The sequence below is a fragment of the Micromonospora sp. NPDC005161 genome, from assembly GCF_053599855.1.
Genome location: NZ_JBSFYQ010000065.1, coordinates 1 through 22,509 on the forward strand (window position 1 = coordinate 1; position 22,509 = coordinate 22,509).

Genomic DNA, 22,509 nt, shown 5'->3' on the forward strand with positions numbered 1-22,509 from the left:
CTCGCCGACTGGATCGCCACCCGCGGCTACGCCACCAGCTGACCCAACCACCAACAACGACAAGGGCCGGACCCCAACCAGGGTCCGGCCCTTTCACGTCGTCATTGCCACCAACTGCGGAACGTATTGACAAGCGTCGACTCCAGGGTGAGGCTGGATCTGTGAGAGCGCTCTCTCCCGTCCCGGCTCAACAGACCACCACCAGTCTGGCCAGGGAAACTCCGATGTCTTCGGCGGCGGCGCCGGAGCTGTCCCTGACCCGTCCCCGACAGGAGTCACGAGATGGACAGGGCCGCACCCCTCTCCGGCATCCACCGCCGGCTGCGCCTCGCCACGGCGATCGGTGCCCTGCTGGCGCTACTCGGCACGTACATGGTCTCCACCACGGCCCGGGCCGACGCCGCCCCGGGCGTCAACGTCATCCGGGTCGCGGAGTTCCCGGCCGACTGCACGTACAGCCACCGGCTGCCGGACGACCCGATCATCTTCCCCGGGCTGCCCGGGGCGTCGCACATGCACAGCTTCTTCGGCAGCACGGTGACGAACGCCCACACCACGCTCCCCGACCTGGTCAACTCTCCGACCACCTGCAATCCGCGGACGGACGTCTCGTCGTACTGGGTGCCCACCCTGTACAACAACAACGTTCCGGTCGAGCCGGCCATCTCCACGTTCTACTACCTGGGTGAGGGCGTCCGCGCCGACGTCGTCGCGGCCACCCAGCCCATCCCGCAGGGGCTGCGGATCGTGGCGGGCAATGCCAAGGCGGCCGGGCCGAACGAGAGCATCGCCCGCTGGTCCTGTCTGCACGCGGGGCAGGTGCCGCCGTCGAAGAACTTCGTCACCTGCCCGGCCGGGACGATGCTGGAGTCGTACCTGGACTTCCCGCAGTGCTGGAACGGCCGCGACCTGGACTCGCCCGACCACAAGAGCCACATGGCGTACCCGGTGAATCAGGCATGCCCGGCGACGCACCCGGTGCACGTGCCGAAGCTGCGCCAGGTGCTGCGGTACCCGGTCAACGGCAACCCCGCGCAGTTCCGGTTGGCCTCCGGGCCGGGCTACACCATGCACGGCGACTTCTTCAACGCCTGGCCGGTGGCGGAGATGGCCCGCCGCGTCCAGGACTGCATCCGTCCGGTGATCAAGTGTGGGCACGACGGTCGACCGATCTGAGTCGAGACGGTCAACCCGAGGGCGGGCCCGGTCGCGCCGGGCCCGCCCACCCCGCGCGGAAAGGAGGTCGGATGCGGGCCGTCGTCGCCGCGCCGCCCACGCTGCTCATCGCCGTCCTGCTTGTCGCCGGCTGCGCTGCCGGGCCATCGGACCCGCCCGGTACCACCGCGCCGGCCGCGGATGCGCCGACGGCAGTCGCACCGCCGAGCGTCGCGGCACCCACGGGTACGACCGGACCGTTCAGCCCGACCGACACCGCCTGGCTCCAGCTCACGGTGGCGATGGCCGAACGGGTGCTGCCGGTGCTCGACCTGGTGCCGGCCCGGACCACCGACCCGGCCTGGCGGCGCCTGGCCGCGCAGATCGAGGCGACCCAACGCGCCGACCTGGTCGTGTCGCGCCGGCTGCTGGGCGAATCCAGTGCGCCGGCGACCAACCCGCACGAGGGCCACGACATGCCGGGCATGATCAGCCCCGACGAGCTGGCCGCGCTGCGGTCGGCCACCGGGAAGGCGTTCCACCGGCTGCTCGCCGGGCACCTGCGTGCGCACCTGACGCAGGCGGTCCGGATCGCCGCCGCGGAGCAGCGGGGCGGTGTCCACCCGGCGACCATCGCGTTGGCCGCGGCCGTGGTCCGGGGCGGCACCGCCGACCTCGCGCGGCTCGACCGGCTCGACCCCGCGGGGCCAGACGGGCGGCGCGCGGGTCAGGCGGCGTAGCGGGCGGCCAGGTCCACGGTGCGCCGGGCGGCGGCGACCATCGCCCGGTCGGCGAAGCGGCCGTCGGGCAGCACCGCCGTTCCCGAATCCCGTCGCTGCGCCTCGGCCACAGCGGCCAACAGCTCCGCGGCGCGGGCCACCTCCCGGTCGGCGGGCCGGAACGCCTCGACGATCACCGGCAGCTGGCGCGGGTGGATCGCCGCACGGCCGAGGAAGCCGAGCCGCCGCCCGACGGCGCAGGAGGCGGCCAGACCGGCGACGTCGGTGACGTCGGCGAACACCGACATCGCCGGCGGGGCCAGGCCGGCGGCCCGGGCCGCCACCACCACTCGGCCGCGCGCCCAGAGCAGCCCCTCGTCGTCGCTCACCCCGAGGTCGGAACGCAGGTCGGCCTCGCCGAGACCGATCGAGGCCACCGCGGGGTGGGCGGACGCGATCGGGTACGCGGCCTCCAGCCCGAGCGCCGACTCGACCAGCGGGTGCAGCGGCACGTCGATCCGGTCGGCGAGCGCCGCCACCGTCTCGGCCGACTCCACCTTCGGCAGCCGCAGCCCGGCCAGCCCCGGCCGACCGGAGACCGCGGCCAGGTCGGCGTCGACGTCCGGCCCGGTCAGCTCGTTGACCCGGACCTGCACCGGCACCGGGTGCGTCTCGGCGAGGAACTCCGCGACCGCGTCCCGGGCGTACGCCTTGCGCCCGGCCACCACGGCGTCCTCAAGGTCGAGGATGACCGCGTCGGCGCCCGAGGCGACCGCCTTGGCGAACCGGTCCGGGCGGTCGCCGGGCACGTAGAGCCAGCTGAGCAGCATCAGAGCACTCCCCGCTCGCGCAGCGCGGCCAGGTCGTCGGCGTTCAGGCCGAGCGCGCCGAAGACCGCGTCGGTGTCCTGTCCGTGCCGCCGGCCCGCGTGCCGGATCTCCCCCGGGGTGTCGACGAGCCGGAACGGCACGTTCTGCATCCGTACCTCGCCCAACTCCTCGTCCGGGACGCTGCGCACGGTGCCCAGCGCCGCGTACTGCGGGTCGGCGAGGATGTCCCGGACGTCGTAGACCGGCGCGACCGCCGCCTGCGCCGCCTCGAACGCGGCCACCACCTCGTCGCGGTCCCGCTTCGCCACCCAGGCGCTCACCGCGGCGTCCAGTTCCTCGGCGTGGGCGGCCCGGCCGCTGCCGGTGGCGAACCACGGCTCGTCGATCAGCTCGGGTCGGCCGACCAGCCGCAGCACCCGCTCGGCGATGCTCTGCGCGCTCGTGGAGACGGCCACCCAGCGCCCGTCCGCGCACCGGTACGTGTTGCGCGGGGCGTTGTTGTTGGACCGGTTGCCCAGCCGGGGCTGGATGTAGCCGAGCTGGTCGTACCAGGTGATCTGCGGGCCGAGCATCGCCATGATCGGCTCGATGATGGCGAGGTCCACCACCTGCCCGGTGCCGGTGGCGTCCCGGGCCCGCAGGGCCAGCATCACCGCGTACGCGGCGGCGAGCGCGGTCACCGAGTCGGCCAGTCCGAACGGGGGCAGGGTCGGTGGGCCGTCCGGTTCCCCGGTGGCCGCGGCGAAGCCGCTCATCGCCTCGGCGAGGGTGCCGAAGCCGGGCCGGCGGGCGTACGGGCCGATCTGCCCGAAGCCGCTGATCCGGGTGATGACCAGCCGGGGGTTGACCGCGTGCAGCTCGGCCGGGCCGAGCCCCCACCGCTCCAGCGTGCCGGGGCGGAAGTTCTCCACCAGCACGTCGGCGTCGGCGACCAGCCGGCGCAGCAGCGCGGCGCCGTCCGGATCGGACAGGTTGAGGGTGACGGTCCGCTTGTTGCGGCCGAGCACCTTCCACCACAGGCCGACGCCGTCCCTGGCCGGGCCGTGCCCCCGCGACGGATCTGGCTTGGCAGGATGCTCCACCTTGACGACGTCGGCGCCGAAGTCACCGAGGAACGCGGCGGCGAGCGGCCCGGCGAAGAGGGTGGCCAGGTCGACGACCTTGATCCCGTCCAGGGGCGCGGTCACCGGGTCACCTCCGCCGCGTCGGGCGCCACAGCAGGGGGGTCGGGCACCAGGTCCGCGGCGCAGCGGAAGCCCACCTGGTCGGAGCGGGTGAGCCCGGCGCCGGTCAGCAGCAGTTTCACCGAGACGTCCGCCGGCTGCGGGCCGCCGTCGAGGTACCAGTCGGAGCCGTCCGCCCGGTGGTCCGCGCCGCCCTTGAGGATGGCGAACCGGGTGCGCCCGTCGGAGTGCTCGCTCTCGGTCAGGTTCCACACCAGCGGTTCCCGGCGCACGAGCAGTCCCGCCTCGGCGGCCACCTGCCACTCGTCCTCGGTGGGCAGCCGCAGCCCGGCCCACGTCGCGTACGCCCGGGCGTCGGCCAACTCCACCCCGGTGACCGGGGCGTCGGCCGGGCCCTGCCCCGCGGTGAACCGCTCGGGGCGCACCGGTCGGTAGCCGGTGGCCCGCAGGAACTCGGCGTACTCACCGTGGGTGACCTCGTGGGTGGCGATGGCGTACCGGCCGAGCCGGACACTGCGCCGCAGCGTGCCGGTGTGGTGCAGCCGGGGCGGCAGTGGCTTCCACTCGTCGACGTAGGGCGCCTCGCCGTACAGTCCGGTCTCCCGTACCCGGTGCCGGACGACGAGGTCCCGCCGGCCGGCCTCGACGGCCGCCATGCCTTGCGGCAGGTGCTGCCGGGGCGCCCACGGGGTCCGCACGCGCACCGCGGCGCGGGCGGGGAAGGACGGGTCGCCGGTGGGTGGCTCGTGCCGCCGCACGGCGGCGTCGGTCACCGCCACGGCGGCGATGGCGCCGGCGGGCAGCGGGCCGCCCACCGCCAGCCGCCCGTCACCGGTCTCGGTGACGCTCAGCTCGGCGCCGGTGATCAGGTCCACGAAGCGCCGGCCGGTCCGGGCCTCGGTGATCAGCCACGGTCCGTCGTGGTCCGCGCCCCGGTTCACCACTGTCCACAGTGGCTTGTCCTCGTGCGTCCAGCGGGACGCGTACACCTGGCCCGTGCCGGGATGGTCGGCGAGCGGGACCCAATCCTCGGCGCGCAACCACGCGGCGTGGCTGGTCTGCACCCGGCGCATCGCGCGCAGCACCGCCCGGTCCCGGACGTTCCAGCCGACCCAGACACCGAAGACGCTCTCCCACACCAGCAGCCCGACGCCGTTGAGCCACGCGGAGTGCAGCTCGTCGAGGTGGTCGCGGTGCCAGCGCCGGGTGTGGTGCAGCACGTGCCGCCGCTCGAACCACTTCGCCCGCAGCACTCCGGGGACCTCGGAGTCGGCGAACCACTGCGCCCACGACATCGCGTGGTCGGCGATCCGGGCCAGCGGGACCCGGCTCTCGCCTTCGAGGACCATGCCGGGGCGGACGGCGTCCAACGCGGCGCGCAGCTCCCCGGCGCCCTCCTTCAGGGTGTCCAGGAAGACCCCGTCGACGCCGAGCTTGCCGGCCAGGGCCGCGACCTCCTCGGCGTCGCTACCCGGCTCCCGGCGGGTGCCGGTGTCCCACGGGTTGTAGTCGATGAAGACCCGCACCCCCCGCTCCTGGAACGCCCGCACCACCTCGGGCAGCTCCGGCACGTCCCGGTACCAGTCGAACTGGTTGCGGTCGTCCAGGCCGATGACCGGGTACGCGTGCCAGAGCACCACCCCGTCGAAGCCGCCGAAGTCCCGTCCGGCCGCGTCGAGGAACTCGTCGACGGTGAAGACACCGCGCTCGTGGTCGTAGAGCGCCTCGTCCCAGAGCCACGCCAGGCAGACGCTGAAGCAGTCGCCGGCGATCTCGTCGTAGTGCGCGCCGCTGTAGCCGATGCGCTCGCGGGCATCGGCCCGCCAGCGGGTGAGCTGCTCCCGCCAGGCCGGCCAGTCGGCCGGCTCGGTCGGCGCGGCGAAGATCTTCGCCTCGTCCAGGGTGGTCAGGTCGGCGTGCCCGCCGAGCGGCACCTCGGTCGGCCGGTCGATCGGGCGCGGGACGTACGGGTTGAAGCTCACGGGGTACCTCGGTAGGTCGCGTCGTAGAGGGCGTCGATGGCGGACCGCTCGGGCAGGGCGGTGGAGGCGCCGTGCCGCTGGGCGCAGGCCGCGCCGGCGGCGCACGCCCAGCGCAGGCTCGCCATGACGGTGTCGTCGGTGGTGGCGCCGCCACGCTCGGCCCAGCCAACGGCGAGCGCCCCGGTGAAGGCGTCGCCCGCGGCGGTGGTGTCCACCGCGTCGATGCTCGGGGCGGGGACCGCCAGGCGCAGACCGCGCCGGTCGGCGTACGCGGCACCGCGCGCGCCGCGGGTCAGCACCACCCGGGGCACCAGCTCCAGCAGGGCGTCGAGCAGCACCGACGGATCACCGGAGAAGACCCCGGCCACGACCGCCGCCTCGTGTTCGTTGACGACCAGCACGTCGACCAGGTCGAGCAGCTCCGTCGGCAGGACCGCGGCCGGTGCGGCGTTCAACACGACGGTGGTGCCCTCCGTCCGGGCCCAGTCGGCCGCCTGGAGCACCGCGGCCAGCGGCACCTCCAGCTGGAGCAGCAGCACGTCCGCCGCGGCGATCCTCGCCCGGTCGTCGGCGTCCAGCTCGGTCAACGTGCCGTTGGCGCCGGGCGCGACGACGATGAAGTTCTCCGCGTCCCGGTCGACGGCGATCAGCGCGATGCCGGAGGCACCGGCGACGGTCCGCAGGCCGTCGACGCCCACCCCCGCGCCGACCAGGCTGGCCCGCATCTGCGTACCGAACTCGTCGTCGCCGACCGCGCCCACGAAGTCGCAGGCGGCACCGGCCCGCGCGGCGGCGACCGCCTGGTTGGCGCCCTTGCCGCCCGGCACGGTCCGGAAGTTCTCGCCCAGCACCGTCTCGCCGGGGCGGGGCAGCCGCGACGCGGTCACCACCAGATCCAGGTTGCTGCTGCCCACCACCGCCACGCGCGCGCTCATGCCGTGCTCCTTTCCGTCCACCCGTGCCGCGTCATGACCCGCTCCCCGCCTGGGCCAGGGCCCGGGTCCGCTCGGCCAGCTCGTCGAAGCCGATCCCGTCGAAACCGCCGATGCTGCTGGCCAGCCGGTTGCGCAGCGGGGCGACCCACCGCGCCGGCAGCCCGGATGCCCCGGTGAGCGCCCCGGTCACCGCACCGACCGTCGCGCCGGTCGAATCGGTGTCCCAGCCGCCGCTGACCACCGCGGTGATGGACCGTTCCAGGTCGCCACGGCCGTACGCCAGCGCGGCGGCCACCAGCGCGGCGTTGTTGCGCACGTGCACCCAGTGCAGGTGACCGTGGCGGGCGTACAGCTCGTCGACCACGCGTTCCCAGTCGTCGGTGCCCGCGCCGAGGGCGCGCGCCTCGCGCACCGTGGCCGCGAACCGACTGCGCGGCGGCAGCACCGCCTCGGCCGCGTCCAGCACCTCGTCGACGGTGTCGGCGACCGGCGCGGCGGCGGCCAGGGCGGCGGCCCAGAGCGCGCCGTGCACGCCACCCCGGACGTGGCTGACGGTGGCGTCCCGCAGGGCCAGCTCGGCGGCCCGGTCCGGCCGGCCGGGGTTGACCCAGCCGTACACGTCGGTGCGGATCTGCGCGCCGATCCACTCGCGGAACGGGTTGTGCCGGCGGGCGCTCTGCGGTGGCGCGAGCCCGAGCAGCAGGTTCCGGTACGCCACCCGTTCGGCGGTGAAGACCCGCCCACCGGGCAGCCAGTCCAGCCACGCCTGCGCCACGTCGGCGCTGGTGAAGTCCCGTCCGTGGGTCTCCAGCACCCGCAGGGCCAGCAGCGCGTAGTTCAGATCGTCGTCCTCGGGCATGCCGTCGATGTTCTCGGCGAGGCTGGTTGGCGCGCTGCGCCGGTTCCAGGGCCAGCGGGCGGCGACGTCGGCCGGCAGTCCCTTCGCGGTGAACCAGTGGCGCAGCGGCCACCGGCTGGTGGCGGTGAGGATCTCCCGGATCCCCTCCCGGGGGATCTTCTCCACCGGCTTGCCGAGCAGGCAGCCGGCCGCCCGGCCGAGCCACGCGCCGTGCAGCCGGTCGTACGTCACGTCGGTCGGCAGCGACCAGGCGGCCGGCCATTCGGCCCGGAGCGCGGCCAGATCATCCGGCTCGTCGGCGACGGCGACGGCGGGCAGCGCGTCGGCGGCGTCCAGCAGTTCGACCGCGAGCGCCCGCAGCGCGGGCGAGGCCGGGGTGGGCGACGCTCCGCTGACCGGCGGGGTCAGGTCGCCGCCGGCCTCCGTCCACCGCCGGGCGAGGGCCGCCACGTCGCGGCCCTCGTCCCGGCTGGCCGCCAACTCGTGGGGCAGCAGGTCCTCCGGCTGGACCCAGGTGATCCTCACCGGGTCGGCTCCCCGTCCGGTGCGTCCGGCACGGCCCGACCGGCGCCACCGGCCAGGCCGGCGAAGCGCTCCGCACGCCGGGTGAACCGGGCCCGGTCCCGCTCGAACACCTCGCCGGCCACCGCCGCGAGGATCCTGGCCGGCTCCACCAGGTCGGTCTGGGAGGCGGTCGCGACCACCTCGGACCACTCCGTGGGCACCGCGGCGGCACCGCCGAGCGCCCCGGCGATGGCAGCGGCCATGGTCGCGGTCGAGTCGGCGTCCCGGCCGTAGTTGACCGCGCCGAGCACCGCCGGGCGGAACTCGCCGCCGGCCACCACCAGCATGCCGATGGCCACCGGTAGCTCCTCGATGGCGTGCAGCCGGCTGGGCCGCCGCGCACCGAGGCTCGGGCTCCGGTACTCCTCCCCCACCGTGTCGTAGGGGGCGACCGCGGCGCGCAGCGCCGGGATCGCCTGCTTCCAGTCGTGGTGGCTCCGGGCCTCCTTGACCACCGCGTCGATGGCCGCCCGGGTGCCGTCGCGGGCCAGGTCCAGCGCCGCGGTGACGACATCCTCGACGCCCGCGCCGGGGGTGGCCGCCGCGGCGACCGCCGCCGCGAAGACGGCGGCGGCCTCCCGCCCGTAGCTGTGCTGGTGCGCCCCGGCGATCTCGACCGCCTCGGCGTACGCCCCGGCCGGATCGCCCGCGTTGACGATGCCGACCGGAGCCATGTACATGGCCGCTCCACAGTTGACGATGTTGCCGACCCCTGCCTCGCGTGGGTCCGCGTGGGCGTGGTGCAGGCGGGTGACCAGCCACCGCTCGGCGGCCGCGAGCCGGTGGAAGGTCACCCCCTCCCGCTCCAGGTCGGGTATGTAGACCACCCGCTCGATCAGGTCGGGGACCAGCAGCTCCACCACGTCGTACGCGTCGAGGTGGTCGCGTTTGGCCGCGTAGGCGCGGACCAGGGCGTGGGTCATCAACGTGTCGTCGGTGATGTGCCCGTCGCCCTTGTGGTACGGCGCGAGCGGTCGCGCGGTGGCCCAGTCGGCGTGGTACGGGGGCACGATGCCCTCGACCCAACCGCCGAACCGTGCGCGAATCTGCTCCGGTAGTGCCGTCTCGGTGGCGCCCCCGAGGGCGTCTCCGACCGCGGCGCCGACCAGGCAGCCGACCGATGTGTCGAGCAAGAGTGACATGTCTACCTCAGAACCTGCTTGCCACCGTCGACCAGCTGCGTGCCGAGCTGATCGAGGGTGATCTTGTTGGCGAAGTACTGCTGGAGAGCCGGGGTGGCGTACTTGGTCTTCCACTCCGGGTAGCCGTCGGCCTGCTGGAACGGGGCGACGGTCAGGTCCGCGGCGCTGTCCGCGGCGACATCCCAGCCCTGCTTGCCGGTGGTGACCTTGACCAGCTCCTCGTTGGCCTGCTTGCCGGTCGGAACCAGCCAGTCACCCTTGGCCAGGGCGGCCATGTTGGTCGGGTTCAGGAAGTACTCGAGGAACTGCGCGGCCTGCTTCTTGTGCTTGGAGTCCTCGGAGACCGACAGCGTCTGCGGGTTGGCCGCCTGCTTGGTGGAGAGTCCCTTGACCGGCGGCAGGGTGACCCACTCGAAGCCGGCCGGCGCCTGCTCGACCATCTGCTGGCGCAGCGACACCGAGCCGGGCAGCATGGCGTACTTGCCACCGAAGAAGCCGGGCAGGGTGTCCGCGCCGCTCATGCCGAGCGCCTCCGGGGACGCGGACTTCGTCGCGTAGATCATGTCGTGGATCCGCTTCGGGATCTCCTTCTCCGCGTCCCCGACCCGGACCTCGGTGCGCCCGCCGTCGGTGTAGAAGAACTTCCCGTCGTAGTTGAGCGCCAGGTTGAGCACCCGGTTGGTGGGCGACTTCAACGCCCAGGCCACGCCGTACTGGCCGGGCTTGGTGAGCTTCTGCGCGTTGGCCTGGAACTCGTCCCAGGTCCAGCCGCCGTCGGCCGGCGGCACCGCGACGCCGGCGGCGTCGAGCAGCTTCTTGTTGGCGATGACGACCTGCGACTCCAGCAGGAACGGCACACCGGCGACCTTGCCGTCGAACGTCGCGGTGTCCCAGACGCCCTTGTCGATCTGGCCCTTCAGGTCGTCGGAGACGAGCCCGGAGAGATCGGCCAGGTAGCCCTGCTTGCTGAACTCGCCGATCGAGGACGCCTCGTAGTGCACGATGTCCGGTGCGTCGCCGCCCTCGAAGGAGGTCAGCAACTGGTCGTGCACCGAGTTCCAGTCACCCTGGACGTACTCGACCTGGATGTCGGGGTGCTCGGTGTTCCACTTGGCGACGAGGTCCTTGTTGACCTGCAGCGACTCCTTCTGCCAGGCGAGGCTCAGGAAACGCAGCTTGACCGGGCCGGACGTGGCCTCGTCGCCGCCGCCGTCACCGCACGCGGCGAGCGCGCCGAGGCCGACGACCGCGACCGCGGTGGCCGCGGCCAGTCGACGGAATCGGGTACGGAGCATGGGGGTACCTCCTTGGTGGTGGGTGGGGGACGGTTCAGCCCTTGACCGCGCCGGCGAGCGACCCGGACGAGAGCCGGCGTTGCATGAACGCGAAAAAGATCAGGCTGGGCAGCGTGGCCAGCAGCGAGCCGGCCGCGAGCGGCCCGAGTCGGGCGGTGCCCTCGATGCCGACGAAACGGGCCAGCGCCACCGGCAGGGTGGCCAGCTCGGGCGTCTTGATCAGCACCAGGGCGAAGAAGAACTCGTTCCAGGCCGAGATGAAGGAGAAGAGCGCGGTCGCGACCAGGCCCGGGGCGAGCAACGGGAAGACCACCCGGCGCAGGACCTGCACCCGGCTCGCCCCGTCCACCGAGGCTGCCTCCTCCAGCTCGCGAGGAATGTTGCGGACGAAGCCCTGGAGCATCCAGAGCGCGAACGGCAGCGCCCAGACCACGTAGATCAGCACCAGCCCGGCGTGTGTGTTGGCCAGGCCGACCTGCCGCAGCACCAGGAAGATCGGGATGATCAGCAGCACGAACGGGAAGAGCTGCGACAGCAACACCCAGCCCAACGCCGCGGTGCCGAGTTTGGAGCGGAACCGGGCCAGCGCGTACGAGGCCGGCATGGCGACCAGGACGGTCAGCACCGCCGAGGCCAGCGAGACCTGGAGGCTGTTCAGTGCCGCCCTGCCCAGCTCCTGCTCGGTGAAGGCCTGGACGAAGTTCTGCACGGTCGGGTCGCTCGGGATCAGCGTGGGGTGCAGCCGCACCAGCTCCCGCGGCGGCTTGAAGGCCGTCGAGAGCAGCCAGATCAGCGGGAACCCGAGGAAGATCAGGTAGCCGAGGAGCGCCAGGTACTGCAGCGCCCGCCCGGTACGGCTCGGCTTTCCGAACATGTCAGTTCGCCTCCCTCAGCCGGCGCCGGAGATAGACCGCGAGCAGCGCGATGATGAGCACGACCATCACGTTGCCGAGCGCGGCGGCGTAGCCGTAGTTGCCGTAGCGGAACGCCTCCTCGTAGGCGAAGAGCATCGGCAGCATGGTCTTGCCGCCCGGCCCGCCCGCGGTCAGCACGTACACCAGCCCGAACGAGTTGAAGTTCCAGATGAAGTCCAGCGACGTGATCGCCACGATCACCGGCGCCAGGGCGGGCAGCGTGACGTGCCGGAACCGGTGCCACGTGCTGGCCCCGTCCACCGCGGCCGCCTCGTGCAGCTCGCGGCCCACCCCCTGGAGGCCGGCGAGCAGAACGACGGTGGTCTGCGGCATGCCGGCCCAGACCCCGACGAGGATCACCGCGGGCAGTGCCGTGCTGAAGTCGCCGAGCCAGTTGGTCCGCAGCCCGTCGGCGCCGATCCGGTGGAAGAACTCGTTGAGCAGGCCGGCGTCCGGGTGGTAGACGAGCTTCCAGAGGATGCCGACCACGACCGGCGGCATCGCCCACGGCACCACGGCCAGCACCCGGGCCACGCCCCGGAACCGCAGCTGCTGGTTGAGCAGCAGGGCCAGCCCGAGGGCGAGCAGGAACTGGAGCACCGTCACCCCGACCGCCCAGAGCAGCCCGATCTTGAACGAGTTCCAGAACAGCTCGTCGCCGAGGAGTTCGCGGTAGTTGGCCAGGCCGGTGAAGGACACCTCGACGTTGCGCCCGGCCCGGGCGTCGGTGAAGCCGAGGTAGATGCCGCGCAGCAGCGGAAACACCGACAGCACCAGGATCGGCAGCAGCGACGGCAGGAGCAGCAGGTAGATGGCGGTCCGGTCGGAACGGAACCGGCTCGGCCGGCGGGCCGGTCCGGCCCGTTCGACGTCCGGCCGCTCGGCCAGCGTGGTCATGAGGTCACCCCTTCGCTGGTCGGGTGGGTGGTCGGTGGGGCGGCTGGCCGGGGTGCCGGCAGCGGCGTGCCACTGGACGCCCGGATGGCGAGGCTGGGTGGTACCTGCTCGCGCCGCGGCGGCAGGGTCGGGTCGGCGATGCGTTGCAGGAGCAGCTCGGCTCCCCGGCGACCGCGCTCGGCCGAGCCGAGCGAGACGCTGGAGAGCTGGGGAAACATCATCCGGGCCAGCTCGGTGTCGTCCATGCCGACGACGGCGACGTCCTGCGGCACCTGGCGCCCGGCGGCGAGCAGGGCGTGCAGCGCCCCGACCGCGATGAGGTCGTTGGCGCAGACCAGGGCGTCCGGGTCGGCGCGGGCGAGCAGCCGCTCGGTTGCGGCCCGGCCGGCGGCGTACTGGAAGTCGCCGACCTCGATCAGGTCCTCGTCGAGCCGGATGTCGTGTCGCGCCAGCGCTGCCCGGAAGCCGGCGTCGCGCGCGGTGCCCGGGACGGTGTCGAGCGGGCCGTTGACGAAGCCGATCCGGCGCCGGCCGCTGGCGACGAGGTGGTCCACGGCCAGCGCCACACCCTGCCGGGAGTCGGTACGCACGTTGTCGACCGCGGCGTCCGCGCCGAGCTGGCCGACCACCACCACCGGCACCGGGCTGTCCACCAGCGCGGTCAGGTGGTCGTCGGTGACCCGGATCGGCGAGACGATCATCCCGTCCACGTAGCGGTTGGCCAGCCGGCGCAGCAGGGCGGTCTCGTTGTCGATCCGGCCGCCGGTGGCGTGCACCAGCAGTTGCCGGCCGGAAGAGGCGACCACGGACTCGATGGCGCGCATCATCTCGACGTAGACCGGGTTGCCGATGTCCTCGACGGCGAGCGCGACGAGGCCGGTGCGCTGGGACTGCAGGGACCGGGCGATCGCGTTCGGCACGTAGCCCACCTCGGCCGCCGCGGCGCGTACCTTGCGGATCGTCTCCGGGCTGCCGCCGATGCCGTTGAGCACGCGCGAGGCGGACGCGATGGAGACACCGGCGCGGGCGGCGACCGTGTGCACCGTGGGCCGGCCGTCAGCCGGTTCCTGTAAACGTTTACGACCCACGTTCGACACCTCCACCCGGTTGCTGTAAACGTTTCCGGGAGTCTGCGCCGCCCTTGGCGGAGAGGTCAAGGGCTCGTTACGAAAACGTTTCCAACAGTCGACGGGCCGGACCCGCCTCGTTGATCAAGAGATTTGCGTCATCCCGCCCGGCGTGTCCTGACGCAAACCTCTTGGTCAACTGCGGGTGGACGGCCCGACGGTGAGGGTGATCTCGCGGCCCGGCCACCGGGAGCGGAGGCGTCGGTCGTGGCTGGCGACGATGATGGCGCCCGGTCCGGTGCCCAGGGCGTCCTCCAGCTCGTCGCAGAGCCGTGGGGAGAGATGGTTGGTCGGCTCGTCCAGCAGGAGCAGGTCCGGCGGGTTGGCGACGAGCACCGCGAGAGCGAGCCGACGGCGCTGGCCGACCGACAGGTCCGCCGCCGGTCGGTCGAGGTCCCTGGGCGCGAGCAGCCCGAGTGACGACAGCGGCACCGCTTCGGCGCGCTCGGCACCGACGGCACGACCGAAGACGTCCCGGGCGGTTCGCGACGGATCCTCGAAGGTGGTGTCCTGGGTGAGCAGACCGACGCGCAGGTCCGGCCGCCTCCAGACGGCTCCGGTGCCACTGACGCGTCCGGCGAGGACGGCGAGCAGAGTGGACTTGCCCGCACCGTTCGGGCCGCTCACCAACAGCCGGTCGCTGGCGGCGACCGCGAGGTGCGCCATCCACAGCCGATCGGGTATCCGCACCTGGCGCATCGTGGCGACGATGTCATCGCCGGCGCCGGTGGCGAGAACGGGTGCCTGGAAGCGCAGCGGCTCCGGTGGCGCGGCGACCTGGTGACGCTCCAGTGTCTCCAGTCGGCGGGTGGCGTCGCGGACACGGCGGGAGATCTGGTTCTGCACCCGGCCGGCGGTGTGTCCGTACCCCATCTTCTCGCTGTCGCGGGGGCCACGGCCGTGGGCGACCTGGTGCCCGGTCACCGCGGCGGCCTCGCGCAGTTCGGCGAGGAGCGCCTGCTCGTCGTCGTAACGCCGGCGCCAACGGTCGGCCTCGGCCCGCTTGGCCGCCAGGTACGCGCTGTAGCCACCGCCGTAGCGGACCGGGCCCTCGACCGCCGGGTCCAGATCGATGACGTCGGTACACACCGCGTCCAGAAACGCCCGGTCGTGGCTCGCCAGCACGACCACCCCGGGCATCGCGCGGAGTTGGTCCTCGCAGAACGCCGCCGCCGCGTCGTCGAGGTGGTTGGTGGGCTCGTCGAGCAGCAGCGCATCCGGCCGGCGGACCAGCATCGCGGCCAGCGCGAGGCGGCCCCGCTGCCCGCCGGACAGCTCCGCGAGCCGCCGATCGTGCGCGATCCCGCCGAGGCCGAGGCCGGCGAGCACGGTCTCGGCACGCCGGTCGGCGTCCCAGGCGTCCCGGTCCTGCGCCCGCTCCAGGGCCGCACCGTACGCCGCCAGCAGCTCGGCGTGCCGCTCGGCGCCCTCCGGTGCGTCGGCCAGCGCGGCGCCGAGCCGGTCCAGCTCGGCGAGGTCCGCCCGGGCCTCGCGCAGCGCGTCGTCCAGGACCGTGGCGACCGTCGCGGACGCGGCGTAGGGCATCTCCTGGTGCAGGAAGCCGTGATCCGGTGGGCGCGCGACGGTGCCGGAGTCCGGTTCGTCGACGCCGGCCAGGACCCGCAACAGGGTGGTCTTGCCGGTGCCGTTCTCACCGATCAGGCCGATCCGGTCGCCGGGCGCGGCGGTCAGGGAGACACCGTCGAGCACCCGGCGCGTACCCCGGATACGGAGAAGGTCATGGGCGATGAGGGCGGGTCGAGCAGACATGAGGACCTCGGAGAAGGAAGATCCGGGCGCACACAGGTGGCCCGGCGGGAGCAGGGCATGACGACAGAGGCCGCGGCGACGGCAGCGCGATCACGCGCCCGTCGGCGGCCGGTCCGGGCTCTCACCCGGAGATGTCGTCGTCACCTGCCACGCTTGCTCCGATCTCCAACAACTCGGGCGAAAGGATAGCTCAGCGCGGACGCTCAGCTCTCGGTGCGGCGCGGCACGACCTCACCCTGCGCCCATGCTCGACGAGCTGTTGTCCGACGAGTTGCCCGGCCTCGACGTGTACCGGCCCGCCCGCCGCCCAGACCGCGCACGGCGTCCCAACACGCTGATGATCGTCAGCAGCAGCGCGGCGAAGAGCAGGATCGAACCGCCCAGCAGCGTTGCGATCATTCCCACGGACATGGTCGACCACCCTTCTCCGGGTCAGCTCCCGTGCGGCCGGAAAGGAGATCCTGACACGGTCAGGCGGTGCGGGCACCCGCGCGCAGGGAGTCGATGGTGAGGTCGAGGGCGGCCTCAAGGTGATCGATCTTCCCGGTGGCGAGCAGCAGCAGGACACCGCCCTGGATGCCGGCCAGCAGCGCCGCGGCGGCACGGTCGGCGTCGACCTCGGGGGCGATGTCCCCGGTCGACTGCATGTGCCGGATGCCCTCGGTGATCGCCTTCTGCCAGCGCCGCATGAGCCCGGCCACCACCGCCTGCGCGCCCGGCCCACGCCGGCCCGCCTGGCCGAGCAGACCGTTGAGCGGGCACTTCACGCCCTGCGCGAGGTAGCGCTCGATGAGCCGGTCGCGCCATGCCAGCCACGCCGGCCAGGACGTCAGGTTGCTGAGCATCGGCTCCTGGTCGATGAGCACCTGGTCGGCCTCGTGCTGGGCCACGGCGAGCAGCAGCTCGTCCTTGCCCTCCGGGAAGTAGTGGAAGAGCTGGCCCTTGCTGGTTCCGGTGCGGGCCATCACGTCCTCGAGGCGTGTCTCGTCGACGCCGCGCTCGCGGATCTCGGCGGCGGCGCCGGCGACGATCCGCGCCCGGGTCGCCTCGCCCTTGCGGGTCAACGCGCGCGTCATGAAACCTCCGTCACCGCCTCCTCGTCTGGACCTGCCGGTTCAACCGTAGCTCGCTCTTTGGACTTGCCGGTCCATTTTTGCCGAGCAAAAGTCTGGGCCACGCGGTCCGCTCCGGGCCGGCGAGCGATCGGAAGGACGCAACGATGAACCAGTACTACCTGCTCGGGCGGTCCGGTCTGCGGGTGAGCCGACTGGCGCTGGGCACGATGAACTTCGGCGTGGACGGGTTCCACGCCGCGTACGGCAGGACCGAGGAGGAGGCGGAGCCGATCTTCCGCCGTTACCTGGAGGCGGGCGGGAACCTCATCGACACGGCGGACTTCTACACCGCCGGTGAGAGCGAACGCATCCTCGGCCGCCTGATCGACCGGGCCGGTGTCCGGGATCGGCTCGTGCTCACCAGCAAGGCCACCAACACCATCGACCCGACCGACCCGAACGCCAGCGGCAACGGTCGCAAGCACATCGTGCGGGCCGTGGAGGCCTCGCTGCGCCGGCTCGGCACCGACTACATCGACCTGCACCTGCTGCACACCTGGGACCGGATCACACCGGTCGAGGAGGTCGTGCACACCCTCGACGACCTGGTACGCGCCGGCAAGATCCGGTACGCCGGGCTCTCCGACGTACCGGCCTGGTACGCGGCACGGGCGCAGAGCTACGCCGAGGCGCACGGGCTGGCCCCGATGATCACCGTGCAGCTTCCGTACTCCCTGGTCGCACGCGACATCGAGGCGGAGTACGTGTCGATGGCCCAGACCCTCGGCATGGGCCTCACGGCGTGGAGCCCAATCGGCGGCGGTCTGCTCAGCGGCAAGTACCGGCGGACCGGCGAGGGCATGAGCGGGACCGGCCGGTTGACCAATCCCGACGCCCCGGGTCGAGAGATCAACCCCAGGGACTGGCAGGTGATCGAGGCGCTCGAGGGCGTGGCGGCGGAGCTGGGCCACAGCATGGCCCAGGTCGCGATCAACTGGGTGGCGACCCAGCCGGCGGTCGCCTCGGTGGTCATCGGGGCGAGTAGCCCGGAGCAGCTGGACAGCAACCTCGGCGCGCTCGACATCGAGATCCCGGCGGACGCGCGTCGCCGGCTCGAGGAGGCCAGCGCACCGCAGGTCGGGATGCCCTACGGGATGTTCACCCCGCAGTACCAGTCCTGGGTCGTGAGCCCCGGCCTCGGCATCGGCGACAAGCCAGCGGGCTATGCCCCGCCGGTGTTCAACGGCGCCACCCAGCCCGTCAACTGACGGAGCACGGCAATGGCGCAGGGCCTTCGCGGCGACAGCATCGCCGCGAAGGCCCTGTTGCGTGCACCCGCCGACTCGCCGCCGCAGGATCGGGAGCGAAAGGTCAGACGACGGAGACGGCGACCAGGGCGACGGCGGAGCCGGCGAACACCACCGTGTTGCGGAGGTAGGTCTGGGCGCGCACCCAGCGCGGGAAGGCGCCCTCGGCGGCCGCGAGGAAGGGCTCGACCTGGATGCGGGTCAGCTCCGGGTCGCCCTTGCGGCGGAAGGCGGCCTGGACGGACTTCACGGCGGTGCGGTTGCTGTAGACGATCACCACGTTCATCAGCACGACCAGCGAGGAGAAGATCCAGGTCAGCAGCTGGGCCGGGTCGGCGTCGGCGAGGTTCAGGGCCGCGGTGGCGGTCATCACCGCGGCGACGGCCACCGGGGCGGCGGTCTCGTGGCCACCGGCGTCGAACCGGAGCCTGTTCTCCTCCAGGATCCCCGGGCGGACGTTCTGGCGGCGGAGCTCGGCCTCCGCGGCGGCCTTCGCGACCGGGCCGAAGCGGTGACGGACCAGCGGGATGCTGACGAAGGCTGCGGCGACGAGCAGTTGCATCACGGCGGCGAGGGTGTTCACGGGGGTCTCCCTTGAGTTGCACATAGTTCAAGTAGCTGGCGGTGATGACCGTAGCGGACGACTTGAACAATGTGCAAGACAGTCGTTGAACTTTGTGCAAGCGAGTGCGTACCGTGAGGGGCATGGCACGCGACACCCTCACCCGAGACCAGATCGTCCGCACCGCCGTCGAACTCCTCGACGACGAGGGCCTCGAAGGCCTGAACATGCGCGCCCTGGGCAAACGCCTCGACTCGGCTGCCACGGCCATGTACTGGCACGTCAAGAACAAGGACAACCTCGTGCTTCTCGCCACCGACCGGGTGTGGGGCGAGCTCACGCTGCCCGACCTGGACGCGGTCGACTGGCGGACCGCGGCCACCGCCATGGCCGTCGACCTGTACGAGATGTTCACCCGGCACCCCTGGCTGGTGCAGGCCTTCGCCGCACACATCCTCTACGGGGAGGGCAAGGCACGGCACGACGACCACACGCTCGCCGTCTACGAGGCCGCCGGCTTCCGCGGCGCCCAGGCCGACCAGGCCGCCTCCACGGTCTTCACCTACGCCCTCGGCAACGCGGCCGGCGCCGCCGCGACCGCCTCGCTCACCCGGAAACTCGCCCGGGACGACACCACCGCCGAGGAACAGTTCCAGGACGCGATGACCAGGGCCCAGGAGATCGCCATGCGCTATCCCCGCCTGCGCGCGCGCCTGGAGACCTCGGCGGCGGCCACCTATGCCGCCGCTCCCGACCGGGCCTTCGAGTTCGGTCTCCAGGCCCTCCTCGACGGCCTGGAGCGGCAACGGGCTGGGAGTTGAACAAGGTTCAGACGCGACCTCGCCGGCCGGTTTTTCCAGCGTGTCCCCACGACCGTGGGCCAGCAGGCGCCCGGTGCCGCCGTCGTCAGACGGCTACTCGCCCACGCTGGTCGTCCGCGAGTCCGGACGTCGGCACCGGGTCTCCCTCGTACAGCTCGACGTACCGCTCGGTGCAGGTCGGATCCGTCGGTGCCGAGCGCGCCGAGGTCCAGCACGTCGTGGCGGACGCCCAACGACTCCGGCAGTTCGCAGACCCGCAGTGGGATCGCGTTCGCCTCGGCGATCCGGGCCGGCACCGTCACCGCCGCACGACGGTCCACCACCCCATCGAGTGGACTGATCGCGACCGCCGCGGTCAGCAGACCGGTCCGTCGAGGTGGGCGCGGGAGATCGCGCGCGATCGCCAGGTACTGCGCGACCGCGGACAGGGAGTAGCCGCGCGAGGTGACACGGTCGGGCAGGATGCGGCGCCCGTACAGCAGGATGAGCGGCTTGACGGCGAACGCCGGCGCCTGACGCGGGTCAGGGCCGAAGAACGGCGACAGCAGCAGCAGACGCCGCACGACGTCGCCGCGGACCTGGGCCAACCAGGCGGCCAGAACCCCGCCGCCGGAGATCCCCACGACACCGACCTCGTCCCCGAGACCCGCCGCGACGGTCAGCGCCTCGGCGGCGTACGCGGTCAGCTCACCGGCCTCGACCTGATGATGGGCCCGCCGGTCCACCGTGCCGTGGTGGGGAGCGCGCGGAACCCAGACGTTGTAACCACGGGCGAAGAACTCCTCGGCCAGCTCGTCGAACTGGTCCGGCGCGTGGGTGTATCCGTGCAGCAGCAGCACCGCCCGGTCGGTACGGGAGCCGTGGCTCAGCAACCGGCTGCGCGACTCCGGCCGGAGCAGCGGATCCGCGGCCTCGGCCGAGACGATGGTCTCGGCGACGCGGGTGGCGGCGGCGAAGTCGAGCGGGTCCGCGGGCGCGCTACGCGGCTCACGGCGGCGCGACGGCCAGAGAAGGCGCCCGACGACTGCCGCCACGACGAGCGTCAGCCCGTCGCCGATGAGCGCGACCCAGTAGTCGAGGAAGGTGTGGTGCCCACCGAACAGGTCCATCGACGTCAGGCCTGGTGGCAGGGGTTGGCAACGATCTTGGACACGGCCAGATCCTCCCACCGGCCGTTCGGTCGATGCGGCGGTGGGTACCGGGGGTACGCCCTGGTGGCGCCAGGGCGTACCCCCGGTCGGTCAGCCCAGGCGGCCGGCGGCGGCGACCGCCGGATCGGGCGGCGTGCCGGTCGCCGGCGCGAAGAGGACCCGCGAGCGCAGCTGTCGGAACCCGGTCCGTTCCAACTCCGCCAGCACCGCCACCCGGTGGGCGTCCACGTCGGCGATCACCTCCCGGGCGCCACCGGCTGCCAGCACCCGGACCGCCTCGACGAGCAGCTCACTCCGGACGGCCTCGTCGAGCAGACCGAGGTAGGCGATGAGCGGGTAACAGGCGTCTCCCGCTGGTCCGACAAGCCCGACCGGCACGCCGTCGTCCAGCGCGACCCGCCAGTCCGCCGCCGGACCCCGCAGCCAGGCCAGCGGGTCGGTGGCCAGGTCGACGTTGCCGACCGCCCGCGCTATCTCCACACCGGTCAGCACGTCCGGCTCGGCGATCCGGGCGACCAGTGCGTTGATCTCGGTCGGGTCGGCGGCAGGGCGAAAGGCGTACCGCCCGGAGGTGGCCGGCAACGGCGTGCCCGTCCAGGAGCATCTCAGCCGCTCCCCCCGCTCGACCAGCCCGGCGAGCCGAGCCGCCGCCATCGGCGCCTCCACCACGGCCAGCACCTCGGGCCGCCGCCGCCAGTGCGCCGGCATGGCGGCGAAGTACAGGCCGGGACCGCCCAGCGCCTCGTGGGCGGCGCGCAGCAGTGCCGCGCCCACCTCCGGCTCGGCGTCCAGGTCGAACCGCTCCAACCAGGGCGCACCGACGGCACCCGGCGGAAGGAGCCAGGCCGCCCGGGCGACCACCCGGCCGCTTCGGAGGGCGACCCAGGTGGTCTCGGGTCGGTAGCCGCCGCCGGCGATCCCGTCGGCGTAGCCGACCTTGCGCAGTTGGGGCAGCGGATCGGGCATGGAGTCGAACAGGTGTTCCTCGCCCACGACGAGCGGACGGATGACCAGGTCGGTCATAGGTTGATCCTCCGGAAAGCGAGCGCCCCGGGTCAGATCCGCGTGGACGCCGGGGCGCGGAGAGGGCGCAGAACATCGGACATTGTTCTGACCTCCTCCCGGCTCGACGGCGTGCCCCAGAACCTATCCGAGTTCTCGCCGGCCGGCAAGACGCGCTCGGGCTGCCGTGCCCGCGCGGAGAGGGGTCGCGACCTGTTGGCCGCCGAGCGTGCATGAGTGTGCACGGGGTGACTATAGTTGCGTATGATGCTCCTGTGAATCTGACGGAGTGGGCACGTGCGCAGGGGATCAGTCCCCACACGGCGTATCGCTGGTTCCGTCAGGGCACCTTGCCGGTCCCGGCTCAGCGGGTTGGCCCCCGCATGATTTTGGTGAATGTGGACGCCAACAGCGCGCCGGCCGCCACGGGTGGCCTGGGTCTGTACGCCCGGGTCTCGTCCCACGATCAGAAGACCGATCTGGAGCGCCAGGTTGCCCGACTGTCGGGGTGGGCGGCCAAGGCCGGCCACCGGGTGGTGCGTGTGGAGTCCGAGATCGGCTCGGGCATGAACGGCGCCCGGTCGAAGGCACGGCGTCTGCTGGCCGACCCGGACGTGAGCACTGTCGTGGTTGAACATAAGGACCGGCTGGGTCGTATGAACGTCGAACTGGTCGAGGCCGCGCTGGCCGCCCACGGTCGCCGGCTGGTGGTGCTGGACGAGGGCGAGGTCGATAACGACCTGGTCCGCGACATGGTTGAGGTGCTGACGTCGTTTTGTGCTCGCCTGTACGGGCGCAGGTCGGCCCGCAATCGGGCCAGGAAGGCGCTGGAGGCCGCCGAACATGGCTGACCTCCGCTCGATCGACGAGCCGTTCGTCGCCCTCGGCCCGACCGGGGTCGCCATCCGCGACCGCCTCAAAGGTCTCACGGCGCGAGACGAGGAGATCCTGCGCCTGGTGGGTGCACACCTGGGCTCGCTCGCGGCGAAGGACCTCAAGGTTCGGTGTGCCGACCGGCTGGAGCACTCCACGCACGCGTGGGCGGCGCGTAAGCGCGACCTGACGCCTGGCTCGTCGGCCCGGTGGGCAGGGGCGATCACCAAGGCCACGCACGACCAGTGGGCGCTGGCCCGCAGGTGCCAGCTAGGCCGTGTTTCATAGCTCTGTTCAGAGCCATTCGTTGATCGCGGCGACGTGGAGTGTGGCCTGGTAGCGCACAGCGAGTTTGTCGAATCTGG

General features: G+C 72.6%; 22 protein-coding genes. 6 read left to right on the top strand and 16 right to left on the bottom strand.

Features of this window, described 5'->3' with window-relative positions:
• Positions 1–282: 282 nt before the first annotated feature.
• Entirely contained in the window at positions 283–1,176 is an 894-nt protein-coding gene (locus ACWD5O_RS34265) for a DUF1996 domain-containing protein (protein ID WP_450087833.1), read from the top strand.
• A 71-nt stretch (positions 1,177–1,247) separates the two neighbouring features.
• Positions 1,248–1,895: a DUF305 domain-containing protein gene (locus ACWD5O_RS34270; protein WP_450087834.1), complete on the top strand. Its 648-nt coding sequence runs from the start codon at positions 1,248–1,250 to the stop codon at positions 1,893–1,895.
• Here the strand turns inward: ACWD5O_RS34270 and ACWD5O_RS34275 are convergent.
• The 13 genes from ACWD5O_RS34275 to ACWD5O_RS34335 form a co-directional block, all read right to left on the bottom strand.
• A complete protein-coding gene (locus ACWD5O_RS34275; protein WP_450087835.1) occupies positions 1,883–2,704 on the bottom strand; it encodes an HpcH/HpaI aldolase/citrate lyase family protein in 822 nt (273 codons plus the stop codon). The two genes, ACWD5O_RS34270 and ACWD5O_RS34275, sit on opposite strands and share 13 nt — an antisense overlap.
• Positions 2,704–3,891 (bottom strand): CaiB/BaiF CoA transferase family protein, encoded by a 1,188-nt coding sequence (locus ACWD5O_RS34280; protein WP_450087836.1) that lies wholly within the window; start codon positions 3,889–3,891, stop codon positions 2,704–2,706. The genes ACWD5O_RS34275 and ACWD5O_RS34280 overlap by 1 nt, the downstream gene beginning before the upstream one ends.
• Positions 3,888–5,870, bottom strand: a complete 1,983-nt coding sequence (locus tag ACWD5O_RS34285) for a formylglycine-generating enzyme family protein (protein ID WP_450087837.1) — start codon at positions 5,868–5,870, stop codon at positions 3,888–3,890. The genes ACWD5O_RS34280 and ACWD5O_RS34285 overlap by 4 nt, the downstream gene beginning before the upstream one ends.
• Positions 5,867–6,805: a ribokinase gene (locus ACWD5O_RS34290; protein WP_450087838.1), complete on the bottom strand. Its 939-nt coding sequence runs from the start codon at positions 6,803–6,805 to the stop codon at positions 5,867–5,869. Before ACWD5O_RS34290 ends, ACWD5O_RS34285 begins: the two co-directional genes overlap by 4 nt.
• 31 nt (positions 6,806–6,836) lie before the next feature.
• The gene (locus tag ACWD5O_RS34295) at positions 6,837–8,189 is read right to left on the bottom strand and encodes an ADP-ribosylglycohydrolase family protein (RefSeq protein ID WP_450087839.1); all 1,353 of its coding nucleotides are present in this window, start codon (positions 8,187–8,189) and stop codon (positions 6,837–6,839) included.
• Positions 8,186–9,370 (bottom strand): ADP-ribosylglycohydrolase family protein, encoded by a 1,185-nt coding sequence (locus tag ACWD5O_RS34300; RefSeq protein WP_450087840.1) that lies wholly within the window; start codon positions 9,368–9,370, stop codon positions 8,186–8,188. Before ACWD5O_RS34300 ends, ACWD5O_RS34295 begins: the two co-directional genes overlap by 4 nt.
• Before the next feature lie 2 nt (positions 9,371–9,372).
• Positions 9,373–10,665: an ABC transporter substrate-binding protein gene (locus ACWD5O_RS34305; protein ID WP_450087841.1), complete on the bottom strand. Its 1,293-nt coding sequence runs from the start codon at positions 10,663–10,665 to the stop codon at positions 9,373–9,375.
• Between the two features lie 34 nt (positions 10,666–10,699).
• The gene (locus ACWD5O_RS34310) at positions 10,700–11,539 is read right to left on the bottom strand and encodes a carbohydrate ABC transporter permease (RefSeq protein ID WP_387322082.1); all 840 of its coding nucleotides are present in this window, start codon (positions 11,537–11,539) and stop codon (positions 10,700–10,702) included.
• Position 11,540: 1 nt separating this feature from the next.
• The gene (locus ACWD5O_RS34315; protein ID WP_109820819.1) at positions 11,541–12,476 is read right to left on the bottom strand and encodes a carbohydrate ABC transporter permease; all 936 of its coding nucleotides are present in this window, start codon (positions 12,474–12,476) and stop codon (positions 11,541–11,543) included.
• The gene (locus ACWD5O_RS34320; protein ID WP_450087842.1) at positions 12,473–13,564 is read right to left on the bottom strand and encodes a LacI family DNA-binding transcriptional regulator; all 1,092 of its coding nucleotides are present in this window, start codon (positions 13,562–13,564) and stop codon (positions 12,473–12,475) included. The genes ACWD5O_RS34315 and ACWD5O_RS34320 overlap by 4 nt, the downstream gene beginning before the upstream one ends.
• A 174-nt stretch (positions 13,565–13,738) precedes the next feature.
• Positions 13,739–15,373, bottom strand: coding sequence for an ABC-F family ATP-binding cassette domain-containing protein (locus ACWD5O_RS34325; protein WP_450087843.1), 1,635 nt, complete (start codon positions 15,371–15,373; stop codon positions 13,739–13,741).
• A 231-nt stretch (positions 15,374–15,604) separates the two neighbouring features.
• The gene (locus ACWD5O_RS34330) at positions 15,605–15,784 is read right to left on the bottom strand and encodes a hypothetical protein (RefSeq protein ID WP_450087844.1); all 180 of its coding nucleotides are present in this window, start codon (positions 15,782–15,784) and stop codon (positions 15,605–15,607) included.
• Between the two features lie 59 nt (positions 15,785–15,843).
• A complete protein-coding gene (locus tag ACWD5O_RS34335) occupies positions 15,844–16,449 on the bottom strand; it encodes a TetR/AcrR family transcriptional regulator (protein WP_450087845.1) in 606 nt (201 codons plus the stop codon).
• Between the two features lie 143 nt (positions 16,450–16,592).
• Here ACWD5O_RS34335 and ACWD5O_RS34340 point away from each other — a divergent pair, with 143 nt between their 5' ends.
• On the top strand, positions 16,593–17,696 hold the full coding sequence (locus ACWD5O_RS34340; RefSeq protein WP_450087846.1) for an aldo/keto reductase: 1,104 nt from the start codon (positions 16,593–16,595) through the stop codon (positions 17,694–17,696).
• A gap of 103 nt (positions 17,697–17,799) precedes the next feature.
• On the opposite strand, the gene ACWD5O_RS34345 is transcribed toward ACWD5O_RS34340, so the two are convergent.
• Positions 17,800–18,318 (bottom strand): hypothetical protein, encoded by a 519-nt coding sequence (locus tag ACWD5O_RS34345; protein WP_450087847.1) that lies wholly within the window; start codon positions 18,316–18,318, stop codon positions 17,800–17,802.
• A 122-nt stretch (positions 18,319–18,440) separates the two neighbouring features.
• Here ACWD5O_RS34345 and ACWD5O_RS34350 point away from each other — a divergent pair, with 122 nt between their 5' ends.
• Positions 18,441–19,118 carry a TetR/AcrR family transcriptional regulator gene (locus tag ACWD5O_RS34350; protein WP_450087848.1) on the top strand — a complete coding sequence of 226 codons (678 nt, stop codon included), beginning with the start codon at positions 18,441–18,443 and terminating at the stop codon, positions 19,116–19,118.
• Here the strand turns inward: ACWD5O_RS34350 and ACWD5O_RS34355 are convergent.
• On the bottom strand, positions 19,034–20,227 hold the full coding sequence (locus ACWD5O_RS34355; RefSeq protein ID WP_450087849.1) for an alpha/beta fold hydrolase: 1,194 nt from the start codon (positions 20,225–20,227) through the stop codon (positions 19,034–19,036). The two genes, ACWD5O_RS34350 and ACWD5O_RS34355, sit on opposite strands and share 85 nt — an antisense overlap.
• Positions 20,228–20,359: 132 nt before the next feature.
• Positions 20,360–21,292, bottom strand: a complete 933-nt coding sequence (locus ACWD5O_RS34360; protein ID WP_450087850.1) for an acetyltransferase — start codon at positions 21,290–21,292, stop codon at positions 20,360–20,362.
• 254 nt (positions 21,293–21,546) lie between these two features.
• On the opposite strand from ACWD5O_RS34360, the gene ACWD5O_RS34365 reads away from it, so the two are divergent.
• Together ACWD5O_RS34365 and ACWD5O_RS34370 are read left to right on the top strand one after the other, a co-directional pair.
• Complete coding sequence (locus tag ACWD5O_RS34365) at positions 21,547–22,122, top strand: IS607 family transposase (protein ID WP_449937611.1); 576 nt, start codon at positions 21,547–21,549, stop codon at positions 22,120–22,122.
• Positions 22,115–22,432 (top strand): hypothetical protein, encoded by a 318-nt coding sequence (locus ACWD5O_RS34370; protein WP_450087851.1) that lies wholly within the window; start codon positions 22,115–22,117, stop codon positions 22,430–22,432. Before ACWD5O_RS34365 ends, ACWD5O_RS34370 begins: the two co-directional genes overlap by 8 nt.
• Positions 22,433–22,509: the final 77 nt, after the last annotated feature.